13 protein-coding genes and 1 pseudogene are annotated in these 17,670 nt (G+C 72.5%); 8 read left to right on the top strand and 6 right to left on the bottom strand.

Features of this window, described 5'->3' with window-relative positions; genetic code table 11:
* Nucleotides 1–59 precede the first annotated feature (59 nt).
* Nucleotides 60–462: pseudogene (locus ACF1BH_RS19245) on the top strand (glycosyltransferase family 2 protein).
* Nucleotides 463–578: 116 nt separating this feature from the next.
* Here ACF1BH_RS19245 and ACF1BH_RS19240 read toward each other — a convergent pair.
* Nucleotides 579–785: a DUF397 domain-containing protein gene (locus ACF1BH_RS19240; RefSeq protein WP_391643639.1), complete on the bottom strand. Its 207-nt coding sequence runs from the start codon at nt 783–785 to the stop codon at nt 579–581.
* A 506-nt stretch (nt 786–1,291) separates the two neighbouring features.
* Between ACF1BH_RS19240 and ACF1BH_RS19235 the strand changes: the two genes are divergently transcribed.
* Nucleotides 1,292–2,080: a helix-turn-helix domain-containing protein gene (locus tag ACF1BH_RS19235; RefSeq protein ID WP_391643638.1), complete on the top strand. Its 789-nt coding sequence runs from the start codon at nt 1,292–1,294 to the stop codon at nt 2,078–2,080.
* 66 nt (nt 2,081–2,146) lie between these two features.
* The gene (gene hemB / locus ACF1BH_RS19230) at nt 2,147–3,136 is read left to right on the top strand and encodes a porphobilinogen synthase (RefSeq protein WP_391643637.1); all 990 of its coding nucleotides are present in this window, start codon (nt 2,147–2,149) and stop codon (nt 3,134–3,136) included.
* 62 nt (nt 3,137–3,198) lie between these two features.
* Here the strand turns inward: hemB and ACF1BH_RS19225 are convergent, their stop codons facing one another.
* Complete coding sequence (locus ACF1BH_RS19225; RefSeq protein ID WP_391643636.1) at nt 3,199–4,101, bottom strand: LysR family transcriptional regulator; 903 nt, start codon at nt 4,099–4,101, stop codon at nt 3,199–3,201.
* Between the two features lie 395 nt (nt 4,102–4,496).
* Between ACF1BH_RS19225 and ACF1BH_RS19220 the strand changes: the two genes are divergently transcribed.
* Together ACF1BH_RS19220 and ACF1BH_RS19215 are read left to right on the top strand one after the other, a co-directional pair.
* Complete coding sequence (locus tag ACF1BH_RS19220) at nt 4,497–5,531, top strand: NAD(P)H-dependent flavin oxidoreductase (protein ID WP_391643635.1); 1,035 nt, start codon at nt 4,497–4,499, stop codon at nt 5,529–5,531.
* Between the two features lie 394 nt (nt 5,532–5,925).
* A complete protein-coding gene (locus ACF1BH_RS19215; protein ID WP_391643634.1) occupies nt 5,926–7,899 on the top strand; it encodes an FAD/NAD(P)-binding protein in 1,974 nt (657 codons plus the stop codon).
* Nucleotides 7,900–7,953: 54 nt separating this feature from the next.
* Here ACF1BH_RS19215 and ACF1BH_RS19210 read toward each other — a convergent pair whose 3' ends face one another.
* Nucleotides 7,954–9,093 carry a YeiH family protein gene (locus tag ACF1BH_RS19210; protein ID WP_391643633.1) on the bottom strand — a complete coding sequence of 380 codons (1,140 nt, stop codon included), beginning with the start codon at nt 9,091–9,093 and terminating at the stop codon, nt 7,954–7,956.
* Between the two features lie 70 nt (nt 9,094–9,163).
* Between ACF1BH_RS19210 and ACF1BH_RS19205 the strand changes: the two genes are divergently transcribed.
* On the top strand, nt 9,164–10,144 hold the full coding sequence (locus ACF1BH_RS19205; RefSeq protein ID WP_391643632.1) for a LysR family transcriptional regulator: 981 nt from the start codon (nt 9,164–9,166) through the stop codon (nt 10,142–10,144).
* An 84-nt stretch (nt 10,145–10,228) separates the two neighbouring features.
* Here the strand turns inward: ACF1BH_RS19205 and argS are convergent, their stop codons facing one another.
* A complete protein-coding gene (argS, locus tag ACF1BH_RS19200) occupies nt 10,229–12,007 on the bottom strand; it encodes an arginine--tRNA ligase (RefSeq protein WP_391643631.1) in 1,779 nt (592 codons plus the stop codon).
* Nucleotides 12,008–12,186: 179 nt separating this feature from the next.
* On the opposite strand from argS, the gene lysS reads away from it, so the two are divergent.
* Nucleotides 12,187–13,941, top strand: a complete 1,755-nt coding sequence (gene lysS, locus ACF1BH_RS19195) for a lysine--tRNA ligase (protein ID WP_391643630.1) — start codon at nt 12,187–12,189, stop codon at nt 13,939–13,941.
* A gap of 85 nt (nt 13,942–14,026) precedes the next feature.
* Here lysS and ACF1BH_RS19190 read toward each other — a convergent pair whose 3' ends face one another.
* A complete protein-coding gene (locus ACF1BH_RS19190) occupies nt 14,027–14,875 on the bottom strand; it encodes a DUF3558 family protein (RefSeq protein ID WP_391643629.1) in 849 nt (282 codons plus the stop codon).
* A gap of 201 nt (nt 14,876–15,076) precedes the next feature.
* Entirely contained in the window at nt 15,077–16,000 is a 924-nt protein-coding gene (locus ACF1BH_RS19185) for a hypothetical protein (protein WP_391643628.1), read from the bottom strand.
* Between the two features lie 170 nt (nt 16,001–16,170).
* On the opposite strand from ACF1BH_RS19185, the gene ACF1BH_RS19180 reads away from it, so the two are divergent.
* Nucleotides 16,171–17,364: an RtcB family protein gene (locus ACF1BH_RS19180; RefSeq protein WP_391643627.1), complete on the top strand. Its 1,194-nt coding sequence runs from the start codon at nt 16,171–16,173 to the stop codon at nt 17,362–17,364.
* Nucleotides 17,365–17,670: the final 306 nt, after the last annotated feature.

Here is a 17,670-nt window from a genome sequence, read left to right as displayed (position 1 = left end):
GCCGTCCTGGGTGCGGTTAGCTTCACCGGCACCGGACCCGAGGAACGGAGCGTTCATCCGTGCGTCACCCGCGCGTTGGCGTCGCCATCTTGACCATGGGCACACGGCCCGTCGAACTGGCCGAGCTGCTGGAGTCGGTCGCAGCGCAGGACACACCGGCGGCACGGGTGGTGGTGGTCGGCAACGGCTCGCCGCTGCCGCCGCTGCCGCAGTGGGTGACCGGCGTGGAACTGCCGGAGAACCTGGGCGTCGCCGGTGGCCGGAACGTGGCCCTGGCTGGTGACGACGTTCCCGGGCGTTTGGACCGTGCTGGCGGTGGCCCGCGCCCGGTCGGCGGCGGGGCTGCGGGCCTGGTTCGGCGGGTTCGCCGAAGGGGTGCGCACGCCCTGCCCGCCACGCCGACCGATGCGGTGGGCCACGGTGTGGAGGATGGCCCGCCTGGGCCGGCCGCCGGTCATCTGATCACGGGGCCGCGGCCTCGGGCTGGGACCGTAGCCATCCGGGGATGGCGCCGACTGTACGGGAACGGCCCTCGCCGCTTGGCGAGGGCCGTTCCCGGAGGCGTTTGTTGTCGACGCTCAGGCGGTGAGCTTCCCGTCCTTGACGGCGACGAATGGGGCCCAGGCGGTTATGGGGAACGCGAGCGCCGGGCCGTCGGGGGTCTTGGAGTCGCGGACCGGGAGGACGCCGGGGAAGCCGTCGGCGATCTCGACGCAGTTGCCGTCGCCTCCCTCGCTGTAGCTGCTCTTGCGCCACCGTGCGGAGCGGAGGTCGGGGGTGGTCATGATGGGCTGCCCTCCATGATCTTTCGGACGAAGTCCACTGAAGACGCTGCCTCTGGCGAGTTGGGACCGGAGCCCGGAAACCCGGGCTCCGGTGGGCCGGGAGACGGCGCAGCGGCGGTCAAAGAGCAAAGAACCCTGGGAAAGAACCTTCCAAACCAACTAAACCCCGCATTCGTCACTCATCGGAGTGAACGGGATCAACTCAGCTGGCGTGAGGGCTGGTTGGGCAGGCAGTCTCGCCCATGCCGACAACCGTAGAAATGCGTTGGCCCCCGCAGGGACTGCCATCCCGGTGCGAGGGCCTGACCGCCGGAGAAGCAACACCTTCCCGGCGGCTGACCACCGAGGAACAGAACTCCCTGATGGCCGTACAGAAGACTAGCGCCCTTGCGTGCCCGCAGCACCGTGTTCGACGAACCGCCACCCGCACCGGTGTCACTCACATCAGGGCGCACCAGCCCGATCGGTACACGATCATCGGTAATCACCTCGCCCAGCATCGCGAGTTGTCGCTCGTCGCCATCGGGGTGGCCACCCACATCCTGTCGCTGCCCGAGGGCGCCGCGGTCGACATCCGCACCCTTGCGGAACGCTTTCCCGAGGGGCGGGACCGGATCGCCTTCGCTCTGCGGGAGCTGGAGGCCCACGGTTACGTCGAGCGGGTACGGGAGCGCGTACAGGGTGGTCGTTTCGTCACGAGGACCTACGCCTTCCATGCGCCTGACCTGGGAGGGGACGTCGGCGGCGAGCCGGGCTGCGTAGGGGAGGCCCCGAAGGAGAAGCCTTCGCCGCCTGCCCCTGCTCCTGCCGAGCCCCGCCCCGTACGGCCCGTGGCTCCCGTGCCGCAGGTGCCGTCCCCCGCTGCGGAGGCGCCCGGCGGCGAGCGCCACGACGCGGCCACCGCTCTCCTCGTGGGGCTGCGGCGGGCCGATGACCGGCTCACGCTGCCCAGGCGTGACGTGCGCCGTCTCGTTCCGGCGGTTCTCGCCTGGCTCGACAACGGTGCCAGCGCCGCGGCCGTCCACCGCACCTTGACCGCGGACCTTCCGGCGGAGCTGACGTATCCGGCGGGGCTGCTCGCCCATCGGTTGCGGGAGCTGTTGCCGCCACCCCTTCCGGAGCCGTCCGCGCCTGCTGCGGGCGAGTGTCCCGATGCCGGTCCACCGCCGTTCCAGACCTGCGACGGCTGCGAGCGTGCCTTCCGTGGCCGGGTGCCGGGGCTCTGCCGTGACTGCCGCGAGGAGCGTGATCGCGGTGGCGGGCCCGTGGGCTGCGGTGCTGCCGCCGCTGCCTGAGAGGGCGGTCGCGGGCCCGACGCCGCGTCGGCAAAGGAAGGGGCAAGGCGGGCGTAGCGTGGGCGTATGACGAAGTACGGAACCTTCCCCGGCGCGCGGCCCCGGCGGCTGCGGACCACCCCCGCCATGCGGCGGATGGTTGCCGAACACCGTTTGCACCCGGCCGATCTGATCCTCCCGGCGTTCGTCCGTGAGGGGATCTCGGAGCCGGTGCCGATCTCGGCGATGCCCGGGGTCGTCCAGCACACCCGGGACACGCTCCGCAAGGCGGCGGTCGAGGCGGTGGAGGCGGGTGTCTCCGGGATCATGCTCTTCGGCGTTCCCGAGGAGGCGAAGAAGGACGCGGCGGGCACCGTCGGCACCGACCCGGACGGCATCCTCCAGGTCGCCCTGCGGGACGTCCGCGCCGAGGTGGGCGACGACCTGGTGGTCATGTCGGACCTGTGCCTGGACGAGTTCACCGACCACGGGCACTGCGGGGTGCTGGACGCGGACGGCCGGGTCGACAACGACGCGACGCTGGAGCGGTACGCCGAGATGGCGCAGGTCCAGGCGGACGCGGGCGCCCATGTGGTGGCGCCCAGCGGCATGATGGACGGCCAGGTCGGCGTCATCCGGGACGCGCTGGACCAGACCGGCCACGAGGACGTGTCGGTCCTCGCCTACACCGCGAAGTACTCCTCGGCGTTCTACGGGCCGTTCCGCGAGGCGGTCGGCTCGTCGCTCCAGGGCGACCGAAAGACCTACCAGCAGGACCCGGCGAACCTCCGTGAGTCGATGCGGGAGCTGGCGCTCGACCTCGACGAGGGCGCCGACATGGTGATGGTGAAGCCGGCGCTGCCCTACCTGGACGTGCTGGCGAAGGTCGCGGAGGCGGTGGACGTGCCGGTCGCGGCGTACCAGATCTCCGGTGAGCTGGCGATGGTCGAGGCGGCGGCGGAGAAGGGCTGGATCGACCGGGACAAGGCGATCCTGGAGACGCTGACCGGCATCAAGCGGGCGGGCGCCGATCTGATCCTGACGTACTGGGCGACGGAGGTCGCGCGCGGGTTGTGAGCGGGGGCGCGCGCCGTGCGGTGCGCGCCTGCCGTGACGGCGTCCGGTGACCGGTTCCACGGTCATCGGACGCCGTGGTCGTTTCCGGGGCCGTCGACCTGGGTGTCGGCGGTGGCCGTGCACTCGGGGGCGGTGGCGGCGTGCAGGAACTCCCGCAGCAGCGGGCGGCGCCCGCCGGAGGGGAGGTGGGCGAGCCGGACGGGGATGGTGGGGGCGTTGGTGAGCGGGATGAAGCGGACGCCGGAGTGGGCGACGCGGCGGGCGGCCAGCGCCGGGACGACGCCGACGCCGCGGTCGGCGGCGACGGTCTCCAGCCACTCGTCGTAATTGGCGCACGGGACGACGGTGCGCGGGGCGGCGGCGGGGTGCCAGGAGCCGGGGTTGGTGGTGCCGGTGACGGTATTCACCACGAGCGGCCACTGGTGGAATTCCGACCAGTCGATGCTCTTTCGTGCCGCGAGAAAAGAAGATGTTGATATCGCGGCAATGCGCTGTTCGTGGAAGAGCGGGTGAACCGTCGCTCCGGTGAGTTCCAGGTGGCCGCGTAATACGGCGATGTCGACGCGGGCCGTTTCCAGGGTGGCGACGGGGTTGTCGACGCGGGCGAGGGTGACCTTCGCGTCGGTGGCGCGCTCGAAGCGGGCGATGGTGCGCTGCGCCCACGGGTCCGGCAGCAGCCAGCTGAAGCCGAGGCGGAGTGTGCGGTGGACGCGCATGTCCCGCGCCGCCTGGTCGAGGTTGCCGAGCACCCGACGGGCGTGGAAGAGGAATTCCTGCCCGGCCGCGGTGAGGGCGACATGCCGGGACGAGCGGTCGACGAGGCGAATGGCCAGCGTCGCTTCGAGTTGTTGAATCGTGCGGGACAGTGCGGGCTGGGTGACCATTAATTCGGCCGCGGCGCGGGTGTAGGAGCGGTGGTGGGCGAGAGCGGTGAACGCACGTAAATGCCGCAGTTCCAGGTCCATGCCCGGGAAGCATAGTTCAGCAGCGAGAAGCATTTCTCAGCGCTCCGGGGGCTCCGTAGGCTTACCGAACGACCGGGACTTTTCGGGCAGTTCTTTCTTTGCGGTGGGGGTGCGCGGTCCGCATGGCCACGTATGACGTCAGGGGGCGGGCCGCGGCGCGGACGCACCGACGGGCCGGGGCGCCGCGCCCGGGCCCCTCGGGCGGTGCGCCGCCCGTAGGGTGCCGGTGCGCCCGCCGGGCGTGATCTTCCGCCACCTGCCACCTCGACCCCCCCCCCGGCCCGGGGCGCCGCCCCGCCGCCGGCCGTACGGCGCCGCATCCGCGCCCCCCACGCGCCGCCGGCCCCGGCTCCCCGCTCCTCGCCACCCACCCTCACCGCACCGAAGGAGCCACCGTGTTCGACCTCTCCCACCTGCGTATCCCGATCGTGCAGGCCCCGATGGCCGGGGGCCCGGGCTCCGTCGCGCTGGCGGTCGCCGTCGGCCGGGCCGGCGGCCTCGGCACCCTCGCCGCCGGTTACAAGACGCCCGCGCAGCTCGCCGAGCAGATCGCCGGGGTGCGGGCCGGGACCGACGCCCCGTTCGGGGTGAACGTCTTCGTCCCACAGGAGGTCCCGCACCCCGACACGGTCGCGCCGTACCGCGCGGAGCTGACCGCGGACGCCGAGCGCCGGGCGGTGGCCCTGCCCGAGCCCGACCGGAGCGACACCGACTTCTGGGACGAGAAGATCGCGCTGCTGACCGGGGACCCGGTCCCGGTCGTGTCGTTCACCTTCGGCGCACCGCCCGCGGAGACCGTCGAGGCGCTGCGGCGGGTGGGCAGCCGGGTGGTCGCGACGGTCACCACCGTCGCCGAGGCGCGCGAGGCGGAGGCGCTGGGCGTCGACGCGCTCTGCGTACAGGGCCCGGAGGCGGGCGGACACCGGGGCACCTTCGACCCGTACGCCGAGCCCGACCCGACCCCGCTGGCCGAGCTGCTGGCGGCCGTCGCGGCGGGGACGCGGCTGCCGCTGATCGCGGCCGGCGGCCTGGCGACCGGCGCGGACATCGCGGGCGTCCTGAACGCCGGGGCGACGGCCGCGCAGCTGGGCACCGCGTATCTGCGGACCCCGGAGGCGGGGACCGCACCGGCGTACCAGGAGGCGCTGGCCCGGCCGGAGTTCGACACCACGGTCGTCACCCGGGCCTTCTCCGGCCGCTACGCGCGCGGGCTGCGCAACCGCTTCATCGAGGAGCACGACGCCGCCGCGCCGGTCGCCTACCCCCTCGTCAACCAGCTCACCAAGCCGCTGCGGGCGGCCGCCGCGGCCGCCGGCGACGCCCACGGCCTGAGCCTGTGGGCGGGCGTCAACTACCGCAAGGCGGAGCGCGTTCCGGCCGGGGAGCTGACGGAGCGGCTGTGGGCCGACGCCTCCGCCGCCCTGCACTAGGGGGTGTCTTTCCGCTCTTCGCGGGGTCGTGACGCCTGGCACCGCACCTCGCCGCGTTGTCGCCCCACCCACGGACACCCAGTCCGCGGGCAGGGCTCCGCCTTGCGATGCACGGCACCAGACGCCACGCCCTGACCCACGAAGAGCGGAAAGACACCCCTAGGACCGCTGACCGCCTCTCCGGTCCCGCTCGCCCGCCCCGCGGGCCGTACCACCGGCCCGCGGGCCACCGGGCGCACCGCTCGTACGACAGGCACCGCACGCACCACCGGCACGACAGCACGACACGCACCACCGGCACCACGTCCCCACAGTCCTCACGTGGGCCGTTCGCACCGTGTGATCCGTCCGATGTGAACCGTCCGATGTGAACCCGTCCGATCGGAGAAGCGGAATGACGAGCCGAACCGTCGCCGTCGTCGGGCTCGGCCCGCGGGGCCTTTCCGTCCTGGAGAGACTCGCGGAGAACGCCCGGCACGACGCCACCGAGCACCTCACCGTCCACCTCATCGACTCCCACGCCCTCGGCTCCGGCCGGGTCTGGCGGCCCGAGCAGTCGCCCGAGCTGCTGATGAACACCGTCGCCTCCCAGGTGACCCTCTTCACCGACGACAGCGTCAGCTGCGCGGGCCCGACAGTCCCCGGCCCGAGCCTGTACGAATGGGCCCGCAACGCCGTCCACCTCACCCAACTCCGCACCACCGCCCCGCACCTGGAGGCGGAGGCGGCCCGGCTCGGACCGGACGACTACCCGACCCGGGCGCTGTACGGCCGCTATCTCCAGTGGGTCCTGGAACACGTCTCGGCCCGGCTGCCCGCCACCGTGCACCTGGTGCCCCGGCACACCCGCGTCCGGGCGATCACCCGCGGGCCGGACGGGCGGCTGGTCCTGGAGACCTCCGACAGCGGGCGGATCAGCGCCGACCAGTGCGTGCTGACGCTGGGCCATCTGCCGGGCGCGCCCGGCCCCCGCGAGCAGGGGCTGCGCGACTTCGCCGCCCGCCACGGACTGCGCTACTACCCGATGGCCAACCCGGCCGATGTCGATCTGCGGGACATCGAGCCGGGCGAGGGCGTCCTCGTTACCGGCCTCGGCCTGAACTTCTTCGACTACCTCGCGCTGCTCACCACCGGGCGCGGCGGCCGTTTCGTGGAGACCGGCGATGGCCTGAAGTACCTGCCGTCCGGCGCCGAACCGTATCTGCACGCCGGTTCGCGCCGCGGTGTCCCGTACCACGCCCGCGGCCACAACCAGAAGGGCGTCACCGGCCGCCACCTGCCGCGCTTCCTCACGCCCGAGGTGATATCCGGCCTCCGGCGGCGCGCGGCCGGCGGCGGTCTCGACTTCGACCGCGACGTGTGGCCGCTGGTCTGCCGGGAGGTCGAGTACGTCTACTACCGGGCGCTGCGGGAGGAACGGGCCGGGTGGGCGGCCGGGGAGCGGACTGACGCGGGCGGGGCGGAGCGGCCCGACGCCGGGTGCGCCGCCGACGACGCCCTGCGCGCCGCGCTGGCGGGCGACCCCGCGGACAGGGCGCGCGCCCTCGCCGCCCTGGGGTTCACCGCGGACGACCACTGGGACTGGGCGGACGTCCGCACCCCGTACCGCGACGCCGCCTTCGCCGACCACGGCGCGTTCTCCGCCTGGCTGCTCGACCATCTGGCGCAGGACGTCCGGGACGCCGTCGGCGGCAACGTCCGCAATCCGCGCAAGGCGGCGCTGGACGCGCTGCGGGATCTGCGCAACGAGGTCCGGCAGGTCGTCGACCACGGCGGGATCCTGCCCGACTCGCACCGCGACGCCCTCGACGGCCACTACACCCCGCTCAACGCCTTCGTCTCCATCGGGCCGCCCGCCCGCCGGATCGAGGAGCTGATCGCGCTGATGAAGGCGGGCATCGTCACCATCGGCGGCCCCGGCTTCACCGTGGAGGCGCACCCGGACGGCCACTTCACCGGACACGCCCCGGGCCTGCCCGGCAGCCGCCGCGAGGCCCGCGTGCTGATCGAGGCGCGGCTGCCCCCGGCCGGTATCGCGCACACCGACGACCCGCTGACCGGCCAGCTCCTCACCGACGGCCTGGCCCGGCTGCACACCCTGCGGCACGGCGACGCCGTCCACACCACCGGCGCCCTGGAGGTCACCGGCCCGCCCTACCGCGTCGTCGACGCCACCGGCACCCCGCACCCGGACCTCTACGCGTTCGGCGTCCCCACCGAGGGCGTCCACTGGGCGACGGCGGCGGGCGTCCGCCCCGGCGTCGACTCCGTCATCCTCGGCGACGCGGACGCGGTGGCGCGGGCGGTGCTCACCGCACTGCGTACGTCCGACGGGGACCGGCGGCGGGAGCTGACGGCCCGGGCGTGACACGGCGGCGCGCCGCCCCGGACGGTTCCGGGGCGGCGCGCTCGTCCGCGGATGTCAGGTGAAGGCCAGGATCCCGGCCAGCGACAGCGCCCCCGCGAGGACCGTCGACCCGGCGCCGAGCGCCACCGGGCGCGCCCCCGTGCGGATCAGCGACATCAGGTGCACCGAGGTGCCGAGCCCGAAGAGCGCGCCCGCCAGCAGCAGGGTGGTCAGCGTCTGGGCGGCGGTCAGGACGGACGCCGGCAGCACGCCGGAGCTGCGGACCGCGACCATCGCGATGAAGCCGACGACGAAGAGCGGCACCAGCGGCGGGCGCTTGCCGGTGGCGTCGGCGGCTCCCTTGCGGCGCCGGACGATGCTGTAGCCGGCGATGAGCGGGGCGAGCAGCACGACACGGGTCAGCTTGACGACGGTGGCGACGGCGAGGGCGGCGGGACCGGCGACCGAGGCGGTGGCGACGACCTGCGCGACCTCGTGGACGCTGGCGCCGGACCAGACGCCGAAGGCGGTGTCGGACAGGCCCAGCGGGTGCTGGAGCAGCGGGAGCAGGACGATCGCCAGGCTGCCGAAGATCGTCACCAGCGCGACGCCGGTGGCGAGGTCCTCCTCGTCGCTGTCGCTGACCGCGTCCATCGCCGCGGCGGCCGAGGCGCCGCAGATGGAGAAGCCGGTCGAGACGAGGAGGGTGGTGCCGGGACGGATGCCCATCCGGCGGCCCAGCCACATCGTCCCGGCGAACGTCCCGGCGACGGTCACCGCGACCACCAGCAGGACACCCGGGTCGAGCTGGAGCACCTGGGAGAGCGCGAGCTGGAGTCCCAGCAGGACGACGCCGGTGCGCAGCAGCTTCTTCGTGGCAAGCTTCGCGCCGGGGAGCACCCGGTCGCCGAGCAGCCCGGTGTTCCGGGCCAGCGCGCCGAGCAGCACCGCGATCGTCAGGGCGCTGACCGCCGGGACGAGGCGGTTGAGCCCGTACGAGACGGCGACGCCCACCACGACCACGGCGAGGCCGGGCCCGTGGTGGGCGAGCCGGCCGGGGCCGTCGCCGCCGCCGTCGCCGGGCGCGGGCGGTCCGGAGGAGGGCGGCGCGGCGCTCTCCGCGGGGGCGTCCCCCGCGGTGTGGAGGAGGGGAGTGGCGGCCGGTTCCGGGTCGCTGCGGCGGTCGGGGCGGGCGGTCCCGTCAAGAGAGGGCATGTCCCGATCGTCCGATCGGGGGACAGTTCGCGGTAGCCACCAACCCCCTATGCACCCATAGACTTGTGCTATGGACGGCCAATACGCTATGAGGACGGATCTGCGGTCGCTGGAGATGCTGCTCGCGGTCGTCGACCAGGGCAGCATCGGCGGCGCCGCACGGGCCCTGCAGGTCGCGCAGCCCTCGGTCACCAACCGCATCAAACGGCTGGAGCGGCATCTCGGGCTGACCCTGATCGTCCGCTCCCCGCGCGGCTGCCGGCTCACCGACGAGGGCGTGGCGGTCGCCGACTGGGCGCGCGAAGTCCTCGGCGCCTCGGACCAGTTGGAGACCGGCGTCGCCGCGCTCCGCCGCAACCACGACTCCCAGCTGAGCGTGTCGGCGAGCCTGACCGTCGCGGAGTATCTGCTGCCCCGGTGGCTCGCCGATCTGCGGCTGCGCTCGCCGGAGACGGGCGTCGCGCTGCGGATGTGCAACTCCGAGCAGGCGGCCCAGGACGTCCTGCACGGCGCCGCCGACCTCGGCTTCATCGAGGGCCCGCGCACCACGAGCGGGCTGCACGCCCGGGTCGTCGCCGTCGACGACCTCGTCATCGTGGTGGCGCCGGGCCACCCCTGGTCGCGGCGGCGCCGCCCGCTGACCGTCGCCGAACTGGCCGCCACCCCGCTCATCGCCCGCGAGAAGGGTTCCGGCACCCGCGACACCCTCGACCACGCCCTCGCCCGCGCCGGTGCGGAGGGCGCCGCCGCACCCCGCCTCGAACTGGCCTCGACCGCCGCGATCCGCACGGCGGTGCTGACCGGGCAGGGCGTCGGCGTGCTCAGCCGGTTCGCGATCAGCGACGACATCCGGGGCGGGCGGCTGCGCGAGGTCGCCGTCGAGGACGTCGACCTGCGCCGCCGGCTGAGGGCCATCTGGCGCTCCGGCTCCCAGCTCTCCGGCCCCGCCGCCGACCTCACCCACTGCGCCCTCCAGTCGAGTTGGGGCCGCCCGGCCCAGGGGCGCACCCACCGCCCGGCCCGTACGAAGGCGGCGAAGGCGGCGGGCTGAACGACGGGCCCCGGCCCCGGATACGCGGACGGCCCCGGCGGGAAGCCGGGGCCGTACGGTGCGCCCGGGCGGGCGCGGGGTGGATCAGAGGCGCTCGGGGGTGCGGATGCCCAGCAGCGCCATGCCCTGGTGGAGGGTGCGGGCGGTCAGGTCGCAGAGGAAGAGGCGGTTCTCGACCTGCTCGGGCGTCTCCGCCTTCAGGACCGGGCACTGGTCGTAGAAGGTCGTGTAGAGCGACGCGAGCTGGTAGAGGTACGCGGTCACCTTGTGCGGCGCGTACTCGGCGGCGGCGTCCGCGACCGTCTCCGCGAACTGGTCCAGGTGCAGACCGAGCGCCCGCTCCGCCGGGGCCAGCCCCAGCTCCGGGTGGGCGACCGGCTTCGCGTCGCCCGCCTTGCGCAGGATCGACTTGATCCGGGCGTGCGCGTACTGGATGTAGACCGAGGTGTCGCCGTGCAGCGAGACCATCTGGTCCAGGTCGAACTTGTAGTCGCGGTTGGCGGACGTCGACAGGTCCGCGTACTTCACCGCGCCGATGCCGACCTGGCCGCCGCGCTCGGCGATCTCCGCCTCGGTCAGGTCCTGGGCCTTCTCCCGGACCACGGACGCCGCCCGGTCGATCGCCTCGTCGAGAAGGTCGACCAGCCGCACCGTCTCGCCCGCACGGGTCTTGAACGGCTTGCCGTCCGCGCCGAGCACCGTGCCGAACGCCAGCTGCTGGGCGGTGGTGCCGTCCTTCAGCCAGCCCGCCCGGCGCGCCGTCTCGAAGACCATCTTGAAGTGCAGCGACTGCCGGGCGTCGACGACGTACAGCAGGGTGTCCGCGCCGAGGTTGCCGACGCGGTCGCGGATGGCGGAGAGGTCGGTGGCGGCGTAGCCGAAGCCGCCGTCGGACTTCTGGACGATCAGCGGGGTCGGGTTGCCGTCCGGGCCCTTGATGTCGTCGAAGAAGACGCAGAGCGCGCCGTTGGAGCGGACCGCGACGCCCGACTCCTCCAGCAGGCGGCAGGTCTCGGCGAGCATGTCGTTGTAGCCCGACTCGCCGACCACGTCGGCGTCGTGGATCTCCATGTCGAGCTTGTTGAAGACGGAGTAGAAGTAGACCTTCGACTCGTCCACGAACTTCTGCCACAGCGCGAGGGTCTCCTCGTCACCGGCCTGGAGGTCGACGACCCGGCGGCGGGCGCGGTCCTTGAACTCCTCGTCGGAGTCGAAGAGCGCCCGGGACGCCTTGTAGAGGCGGTTGAGGTTGGACATCGCCGCCTCACCGGCCTGCTGCGACGCCTCCTCCAGCACCTCGCCGGCCTGGTGGTCCAGCTCCTGCGGGTGCTCGATGAGGTACTGGATGAGCATGCCGAACTGGGTGCCCCAGTCGCCGATGTGGTGGCGGCGGACCACCTTCTCGCCGGTGAACTCCAGGATCTGCACGACGGCGTCGCCGATCACCGCGGAGCGCAGGTGCCCGACGTGCATCTCCTTGGCGACGTTCGGCTGCGCGTAGTCGATCACCGTCGTGCCGGGCCGGTCGGCGTACGGGACGCCCAGCCGGTCGTCGGCGGCGCGGGCGGCCAGCGTCCGGACGATCGCCTCGTCGCTGAGGGTGATGTTGAGGAAGCCGGGCCCGGAGACCTCGATCTCCTGGATCAGCTCCGGCGCCGAGATGCCGTCCACGACCTTCCCGGCCAGCTCCCGGGGGTTGCCCTTCAGCTTCTTCGCGAGCGCCAGCATGCCGTTGGCCTGGAAGTCGGCCCGGTCGCTTCGTCGCAGCAGCGGGTCGGCGGCGCCGGCCTCCGGCAGAGCTGCCGAGAGGGCGTCCGCGACGCGCTGGTGGACCGTAGCTGCGAGGGAGGGGACCGAAGCCATGGAGTGCTGCCGTTCCGTTGAAGGCGATCAGAAAAGGTGAGGTACGGGGTAAGGGTTTGCCGTCAGTATTCCACGACGGTTCCATCGGTTTTTTCGTCTGGGAGAATGGGAACGCCGGGCGCGTGTCCCGGCACGGCAACCGTGAGCGAGCAGGCGCAGTGTGCTGCGCGGAGAGCGCCGTGAGCGCAGAAAAGGAAGGGCCGACCGTGGCTCAGAGCACCGAGACAGCCGACTGGGTCTCCCGTTACGCGGACGAGGTCATCGCCGAGTCGGAGCGTCGCGCGCCTGGCAAACCGGTCGTCGTCGCCTCCGGCCTCTCGCCCTCCGGCCCGATCCACCTCGGCAACCTCCGCGAGGTCATGACCCCGCACCTGGTCGCCGACGAGATCCGCCGCCGCGGCCACCAGGTCCGGCACCTGATCTCCTGGGACGACTACGACCGCTACCGCAAGGTCCCCGCGGGCGTCGACGGCGTCGACGAGTCCTGGGCCGAGCACATCGGCAAGCCGCTGACCTCCGTCCCGGCGCCGAAGGGCTCCGCCTTCCCGAACTGGGCCGAGCACTTCAAGGCCGCGATGACCGCCGCCCTCGCCGAGCTGGGCGTGGAGTACGACGGCATCAGCCAGACCGCGCAGTACACCTCGGGCGTCTACCGCGAGCAGATCCTGCACGCGATGAAGCACCGCGGCGACATCGACGCGATCCTGGCGCAGTACCGCACCAAGAAGGCGCCCGCCAAGAAGTCGCAGAAGCCCGTCGACGAGGCGGAACTGGAGGCGGCCGAGGGCTCCGGCGCCGCCGCCGAGGACGACGGCAGCGCCGGCGGCGCAGGCTACTTCCCGTACAAGCCGTACTGCGGCGCGTGCGGCAAGGACCTCACCACCGTCACCGCCTACGACGACGCCACCACCGAGCTGACGTACACCTGCGCCTGCGGCCACGGCGAAACGGTCAAGCTCAGCGAGTTCAACCGCGGCAAGCTGGTCTGGAAGGTCGACTGGCCGATGCGCTGGGCCTACGAGGGCGTGATCTTCGAGCCGTCCGGCGTCGACCACTCCTCGCCGGGCTCGTCGTTCCAGGTCGGCGGCCAGATCGTCGGGATCTTCGACGGTGCGCAGCCGATCGGCCCGATGTATGCCTTCGTCGGCATCAGCGGCATGGCCAAGATGTCGTCGTCGAAGGGCGGCGTGCCGACCCCGGGCGACGCGCTGAAGATCATGGAGCCGCAGCTGCTGCGCTGGCTCTACGCCCGCCGCCGTCCCAACCAGTCGTTCAAGATCGCCTTCGACCAGGAGATCCAGCGGCTGTACGACGAGTGGGACCGCCTCGGCGCCAAGGTCGCCGACGGCTCCGTGCTCCCCGCGGACGCCGCCGCGTACAGCCGCGCGGTCGGCACCGCCGCCGGTGAGCTGCCGAAGACGCCGCGCCCGCTGCCGTACCGCACGCTCGCCTCGGTCGCCGACATCACCGCAGGGCACGACGAGCAGACCCGCCGCATCCTCAGCGACCTGGACCCGGCCAACCCGGTCACCTCGCTCGACGAGGTCCGGCCCCGTCTGGACCGCGCCGAGCACTGGATCACCAGCCAGGTCCCGGCCGATCAGCGCACCGTCGTCCGCGCCGAGCCGGACGCCGAGCTGCTGGGCTCGCTGGACGACGCGGCGCGCGCCTCGCTGCGGCTGCTGCTCGACGGGCTGGAGACGCACTGGTCGCTGGACGGTCTGACGCACCTCGTCTACGGCGTGCCGAAGGTGCAGGCCGGGTTCGCGGCGGACGCCACGCCGAAGGAGCTGCCGCCGGAGATCAAGGTCGCCCAGCGGACGTTCTTCGCGCTCCTGTACCACCTGCTGGTCGGCAAGGACACCGGCCCGCGGCTGCCCACCCTGCTGCTCGCGGTCGGCGCCGACCGCGTCCGCACCCTGCTGGGCGGCTGACGCCGGGCCCGCGGCCGGAGAGACGACTGCGCCCGCCCTCCCCTCGGGGATGGCGGGCGCAGTCGCGTACGGGACCGGTACGGGATCAGCTCTTGGCGTCCTTCGGGTCGGCGTCCTTGCCGTCCTTCGCGCTCTTGTCGTCGGACTTGCCGTCGGACGCGCCGTCCTTCTTGGCCTCGTCGGTCGCCTTGCCGGAGGGGCTCTTCGAGGCGTCCGGGCCGGCGGGCTTGCCGGTGGCCGCCTCGACGGCCTCCTTCACGGCCTTCTCGGCGTCCTTGAGGAGGTCGCTGCTGTCGGGGGTGGAGCCGCCGGCGAGACCCGCGCCGTTGTAGTTCAGCGTCACCACGATGTTGTCGGCCCGGACCACGACCGTCTGGTTGCGGTAGTCGTTGCCCTTGCTCTTCATGTTGTACGTGACCCAGGTCGCGGCATCGCCCACGCCGTCGACCGCACCGGACTTCACCTTCGTGGCGTCCTTGGTGGCCTTCGCCAGGTCGACCTGCTTCGCGTAGAACTCCTCGGCGCGCTTCTCGCCGGTGGCGTTCACCGCCGCCTCGGAGTCGTACCGCTTGAAGCTGACGTCCAGCCAGCGGAACTGGCTGCCGTCCACGCCCTCGGACTTCGAGCTGTACCAGGAGCAGGTGGCGCTGGCGTTCGGGTCGGAGGTCTTGCCCTTCTCACCGGCGCTGCTCTTCGGCTTGGGCAGCAGCTGCTTGAGGGTGCCGTTGGCGAACACCGTGCACGGGTCGGGCAGCTTCGCGTACTTCGCCGGGGCCAGGCTGGGCGACGGCTTCGCGGCGGAGGAGGCGGGGGCCGAGGGGTCCGACGCGTCGGCGGCGTCCTTCGAGCCGGATTCGGAGCAACCGGCGACGAGCATCACCGGTACGGCCGCGCAGGCGAGAATGCTGGCGAGTCGCTTGGATGAACGGTGCATGGTTCCTTCGCTGTTCGTCGTTGTTCCGGCACGTCAGGGCCGTTCCGGTGCGCCGGAACGTACGGCACCGACGGGGGCCCGGACCAGGCGTACGGCGACAGACCCTACGCGGCGCGCGGACGATTCGCCCCGGAGATCACCGGCCGAAACGGACTGTTCGCCGACAACCCGACAGAAGGATCATTTGCCGCGAAAGGCGCATTACTCGCTGAGGGAGTCGGCCAGCTCCTCGGCCAGCGCATGCGCCTTGTCCTGCAGTTCCTGGCTTTCCGGCACCCGCGTCTTGTCGGTCGACCACTGGTCGTAGGTGACCGTCACGACCACGTTCGACGTGCGAAACACCACAGTGATGTCGCGGTGCACCCCGGAGTCCGCGGTGGCCAGCGCGTCCTGGAGGAAACCCGCGTCGCCGAGGTCGTCCAGGGTGTGCGCGGTGGTCCCGGCCGACGGCGCGCCGCTCGGCGTACCGCCCTTGCCGCCCTTGCCGCCGTCCTTGCCCTTCCCGCCGGTCTTGCCGTCCGCCGTGAGCGCGTCCGTGGCGTCGCCCGCCGTCCGCCGTGCCTCGGTGTCCCCGGCGCCGCCCTTGCCGTCCTTACCGTCCTTGCCGCCCTTGCCCGGCTTGGCCGACGCGCTCGGCTCGTCGCTCGGCGGCGCGGACTCCGCGCCCTCCTGCGGCACCCCCGCGGCCTGCGCCCGCTCCCCGTAGATCTGCCGCGCCCGGTCCTCGTCGCTGACCTTCGTGTCGTACGAGACGACCCGCTGGATGTCGAGCGTCAGATGCCGGGTGCCGGCGGTGGTCTCCCGCTTCCAGCGGCAGCCGACGCGGCGGTCGGTGTCGTACGTGATGTCGGCCTGCCCGCGGTAGACCTGCGCGGCCTCGTCGCCCGACAGGCGCTTGCCGTCGCCGGGGAGCATGCCGCGCACGGTCGAGCCGGAGGGCAGCCGGCAGGCGTCCGGGAGCGAGGAGTAGCGGCCCGGCTCGCCGGACTGCGCCAGCGCCGGTTCACCGCCCTTGGCGTCGCCGCCGCCCGTGGCGGAGGTGCCGCCCGAGCAGCCGGCGAGGCCGACGGTCAGCGCCGCGGCGGCCGCCAACGCGGCAGTGGGGACGAACGACCTGCGCTGCATCGTCCGGGGCTCCTTCCTGCGAATGCCCGGGAAATCCGGTTGCCGCCGGGAGGCGGGCGATGGACACAATGTCTACCGCACGTCTCACCGCAGGCGCCGGTCGACCGTCCCGCATCGCATGGATGGTCCGCGTTTTGCGTTCTATGTCTTTTCGGGGGAATGAGGAAGGTATGTCGTACACCGAGCTGCCCGGTGCGCAGGTGCCGATCCGGATGTGGGCGGATCCGTCGACCGTCGAGGACGTCGCGATGCAGCAGCTCCGCAACGTCGCCACCCTGCCGTGGATCAAGGGCCTCGCCGTGATGCCCGACGTCCACTACGGCAAGGGCGCCACCGTCGGCTCGGTGATCGCCATGCACGGCGCGGTCTGCCCCGCCGCCGTCGGCGTCGACATCGGCTGCGGCATGTCCGCCGTCAAGACCTCCCTCACCGCCGCCGACCTGCCCGACGACCTCTCCCACCTGCGCTCCCGCATCGAGCAGGTCATCCCCGTCGGCCGCGGGATGCACGACGACCCGGTCGACCCCGGCGCCCTGCACGGCTACCCCACCGCCGGATGGGCCGACTTCTGGTCCCGCTTCGACGGCGTCGCCGAGGCCGTCCACTTCCGCCAGGACCGCGCCACCAAGCAGATGGGCTCTCTCGGCTCCGGCAACCACTTCATCGAGTGCTGCCTCGACGAGGACGGCGCCGTCTGGCTGATGCTCCACTCCGGCTCCCGCAACATCGGCAAGGAGCTGGCCGACTTCCACATCGGCCAGGCCCGCAAGCTCCCGCACAACCAGGGCCTCGTCGACCGCGACCTCGCCGTCTTCATCGCCGACACCCCGCAGATGGCCGCGTACCGCCACGACCTCTTCTGGGCCCAGGAGTACGCCAAGCACAACCGCGCCGTGATGATGGCCCTCTTCCAGGACGTCGTCCGCAAGGAGTTCCGCAAGGCCCGCCCGGTCTTCGAGCCGGTGATCAGCTGCCACCACAACTACGTCAGCGAGGAGCGGTACGAGGGCCTGGATCTGCTCGTGACCCGCAAGGGCGCGATCAGCGCGCGGGGCGGCGAGTACGGCATCATCCCCGGCTCCATGGGCACCGAGTCGTACATCGTCCGCGGTCTGGGCAATGAGAAGTCCTTCAACTCCGCCTCCCACGGCGCCGGCCGCCGGATGAGCCGGAACGCCGCGAAGAAGCGCTTCTCGACGCGGGACCTGGAGCAGCAGACGGCGGGCGTGGAGTGCCGTAAGGACTCCGGCGTGGTGGACGAGATCCCGGGCGCGTACAAGCCGATCGGCAAGGTCATCGAGCAGCAGCGGGATCTGGTGCAGGTGGTCGCGAAGCTGAAGCAGGTTGTTTGCGTGAAGGGCTGAGACGGCCGCTTCACGCGGCGGACCGCCCCTGGCCCGGGGAGATGAACCCGCGGGCTGCCGGCGGCGCCCCCCCCCGCAGGGCCTGGGCGGGGGCGCCGCGAACCGTCTCCGGCGGTCCCCGCGCAAGAGCCGGTCAGCAGGCGGGGCGGATCCCGTTCGGAGTAATGCGAGTTACGGGAGTTGCGGGAGAGTTTTATCGAGGTTGGCCGGCAATTCTGTACGCATACGGATCGGCGCGCCGGTGTGGCCGGTAAGTGCCCCGTTGAAAGTGACAGATGAAAGCTTCCTTCACGTAATTCACGCCAC

This window comes from Streptomyces sp. NPDC014733, assembly GCF_043083385.1.
GTDB lineage: Bacteria > Actinomycetota > Actinomycetes > Streptomycetales > Streptomycetaceae > Streptomyces.
This window is presented reverse-complemented; position numbering and strand designations above follow the sequence as displayed.

Coding starts and splice junctions, on each gene's coding strand:
- hemB (WP_391643637.1), top strand. CDS start 2,147: ATGACGAAGTACGGAACCTTCCCCGGCGCGCGGCCCCGGCGGCTGCGG.
- ACF1BH_RS19185 (WP_391643628.1), bottom strand. CDS start 16,000: ATGCAGCGCAGGTCGTTCGTCCCCACTGCCGCGTTGGCGGCCGCCGCG.
- ACF1BH_RS19225 (WP_391643636.1), bottom strand. CDS start 4,101: ATGGACCTGGAACTGCGGCATTTACGTGCGTTCACCGCTCTCGCCCAC.
- ACF1BH_RS19210 (WP_391643633.1), bottom strand. CDS start 9,093: ATGCCCTCTCTTGACGGGACCGCCCGCCCCGACCGCCGCAGCGACCCG.
- argS (WP_391643631.1), bottom strand. CDS start 12,007: ATGGCTTCGGTCCCCTCCCTCGCAGCTACGGTCCACCAGCGCGTCGCG.
- ACF1BH_RS19215 (WP_391643634.1), top strand. CDS start 5,926: ATGACGAGCCGAACCGTCGCCGTCGTCGGGCTCGGCCCGCGGGGCCTT.
- ACF1BH_RS19180 (WP_391643627.1), top strand. CDS start 16,171: ATGTCGTACACCGAGCTGCCCGGTGCGCAGGTGCCGATCCGGATGTGG.
- ACF1BH_RS19190 (WP_391643629.1), bottom strand. CDS start 14,875: ATGCACCGTTCATCCAAGCGACTCGCCAGCATTCTCGCCTGCGCGGCC.
- ACF1BH_RS19205 (WP_391643632.1), top strand. CDS start 9,164: ATGGACGGCCAATACGCTATGAGGACGGATCTGCGGTCGCTGGAGATG.
- ACF1BH_RS19240 (WP_391643639.1), bottom strand. CDS start 785: ATGACCACCCCCGACCTCCGCTCCGCACGGTGGCGCAAGAGCAGCTAC.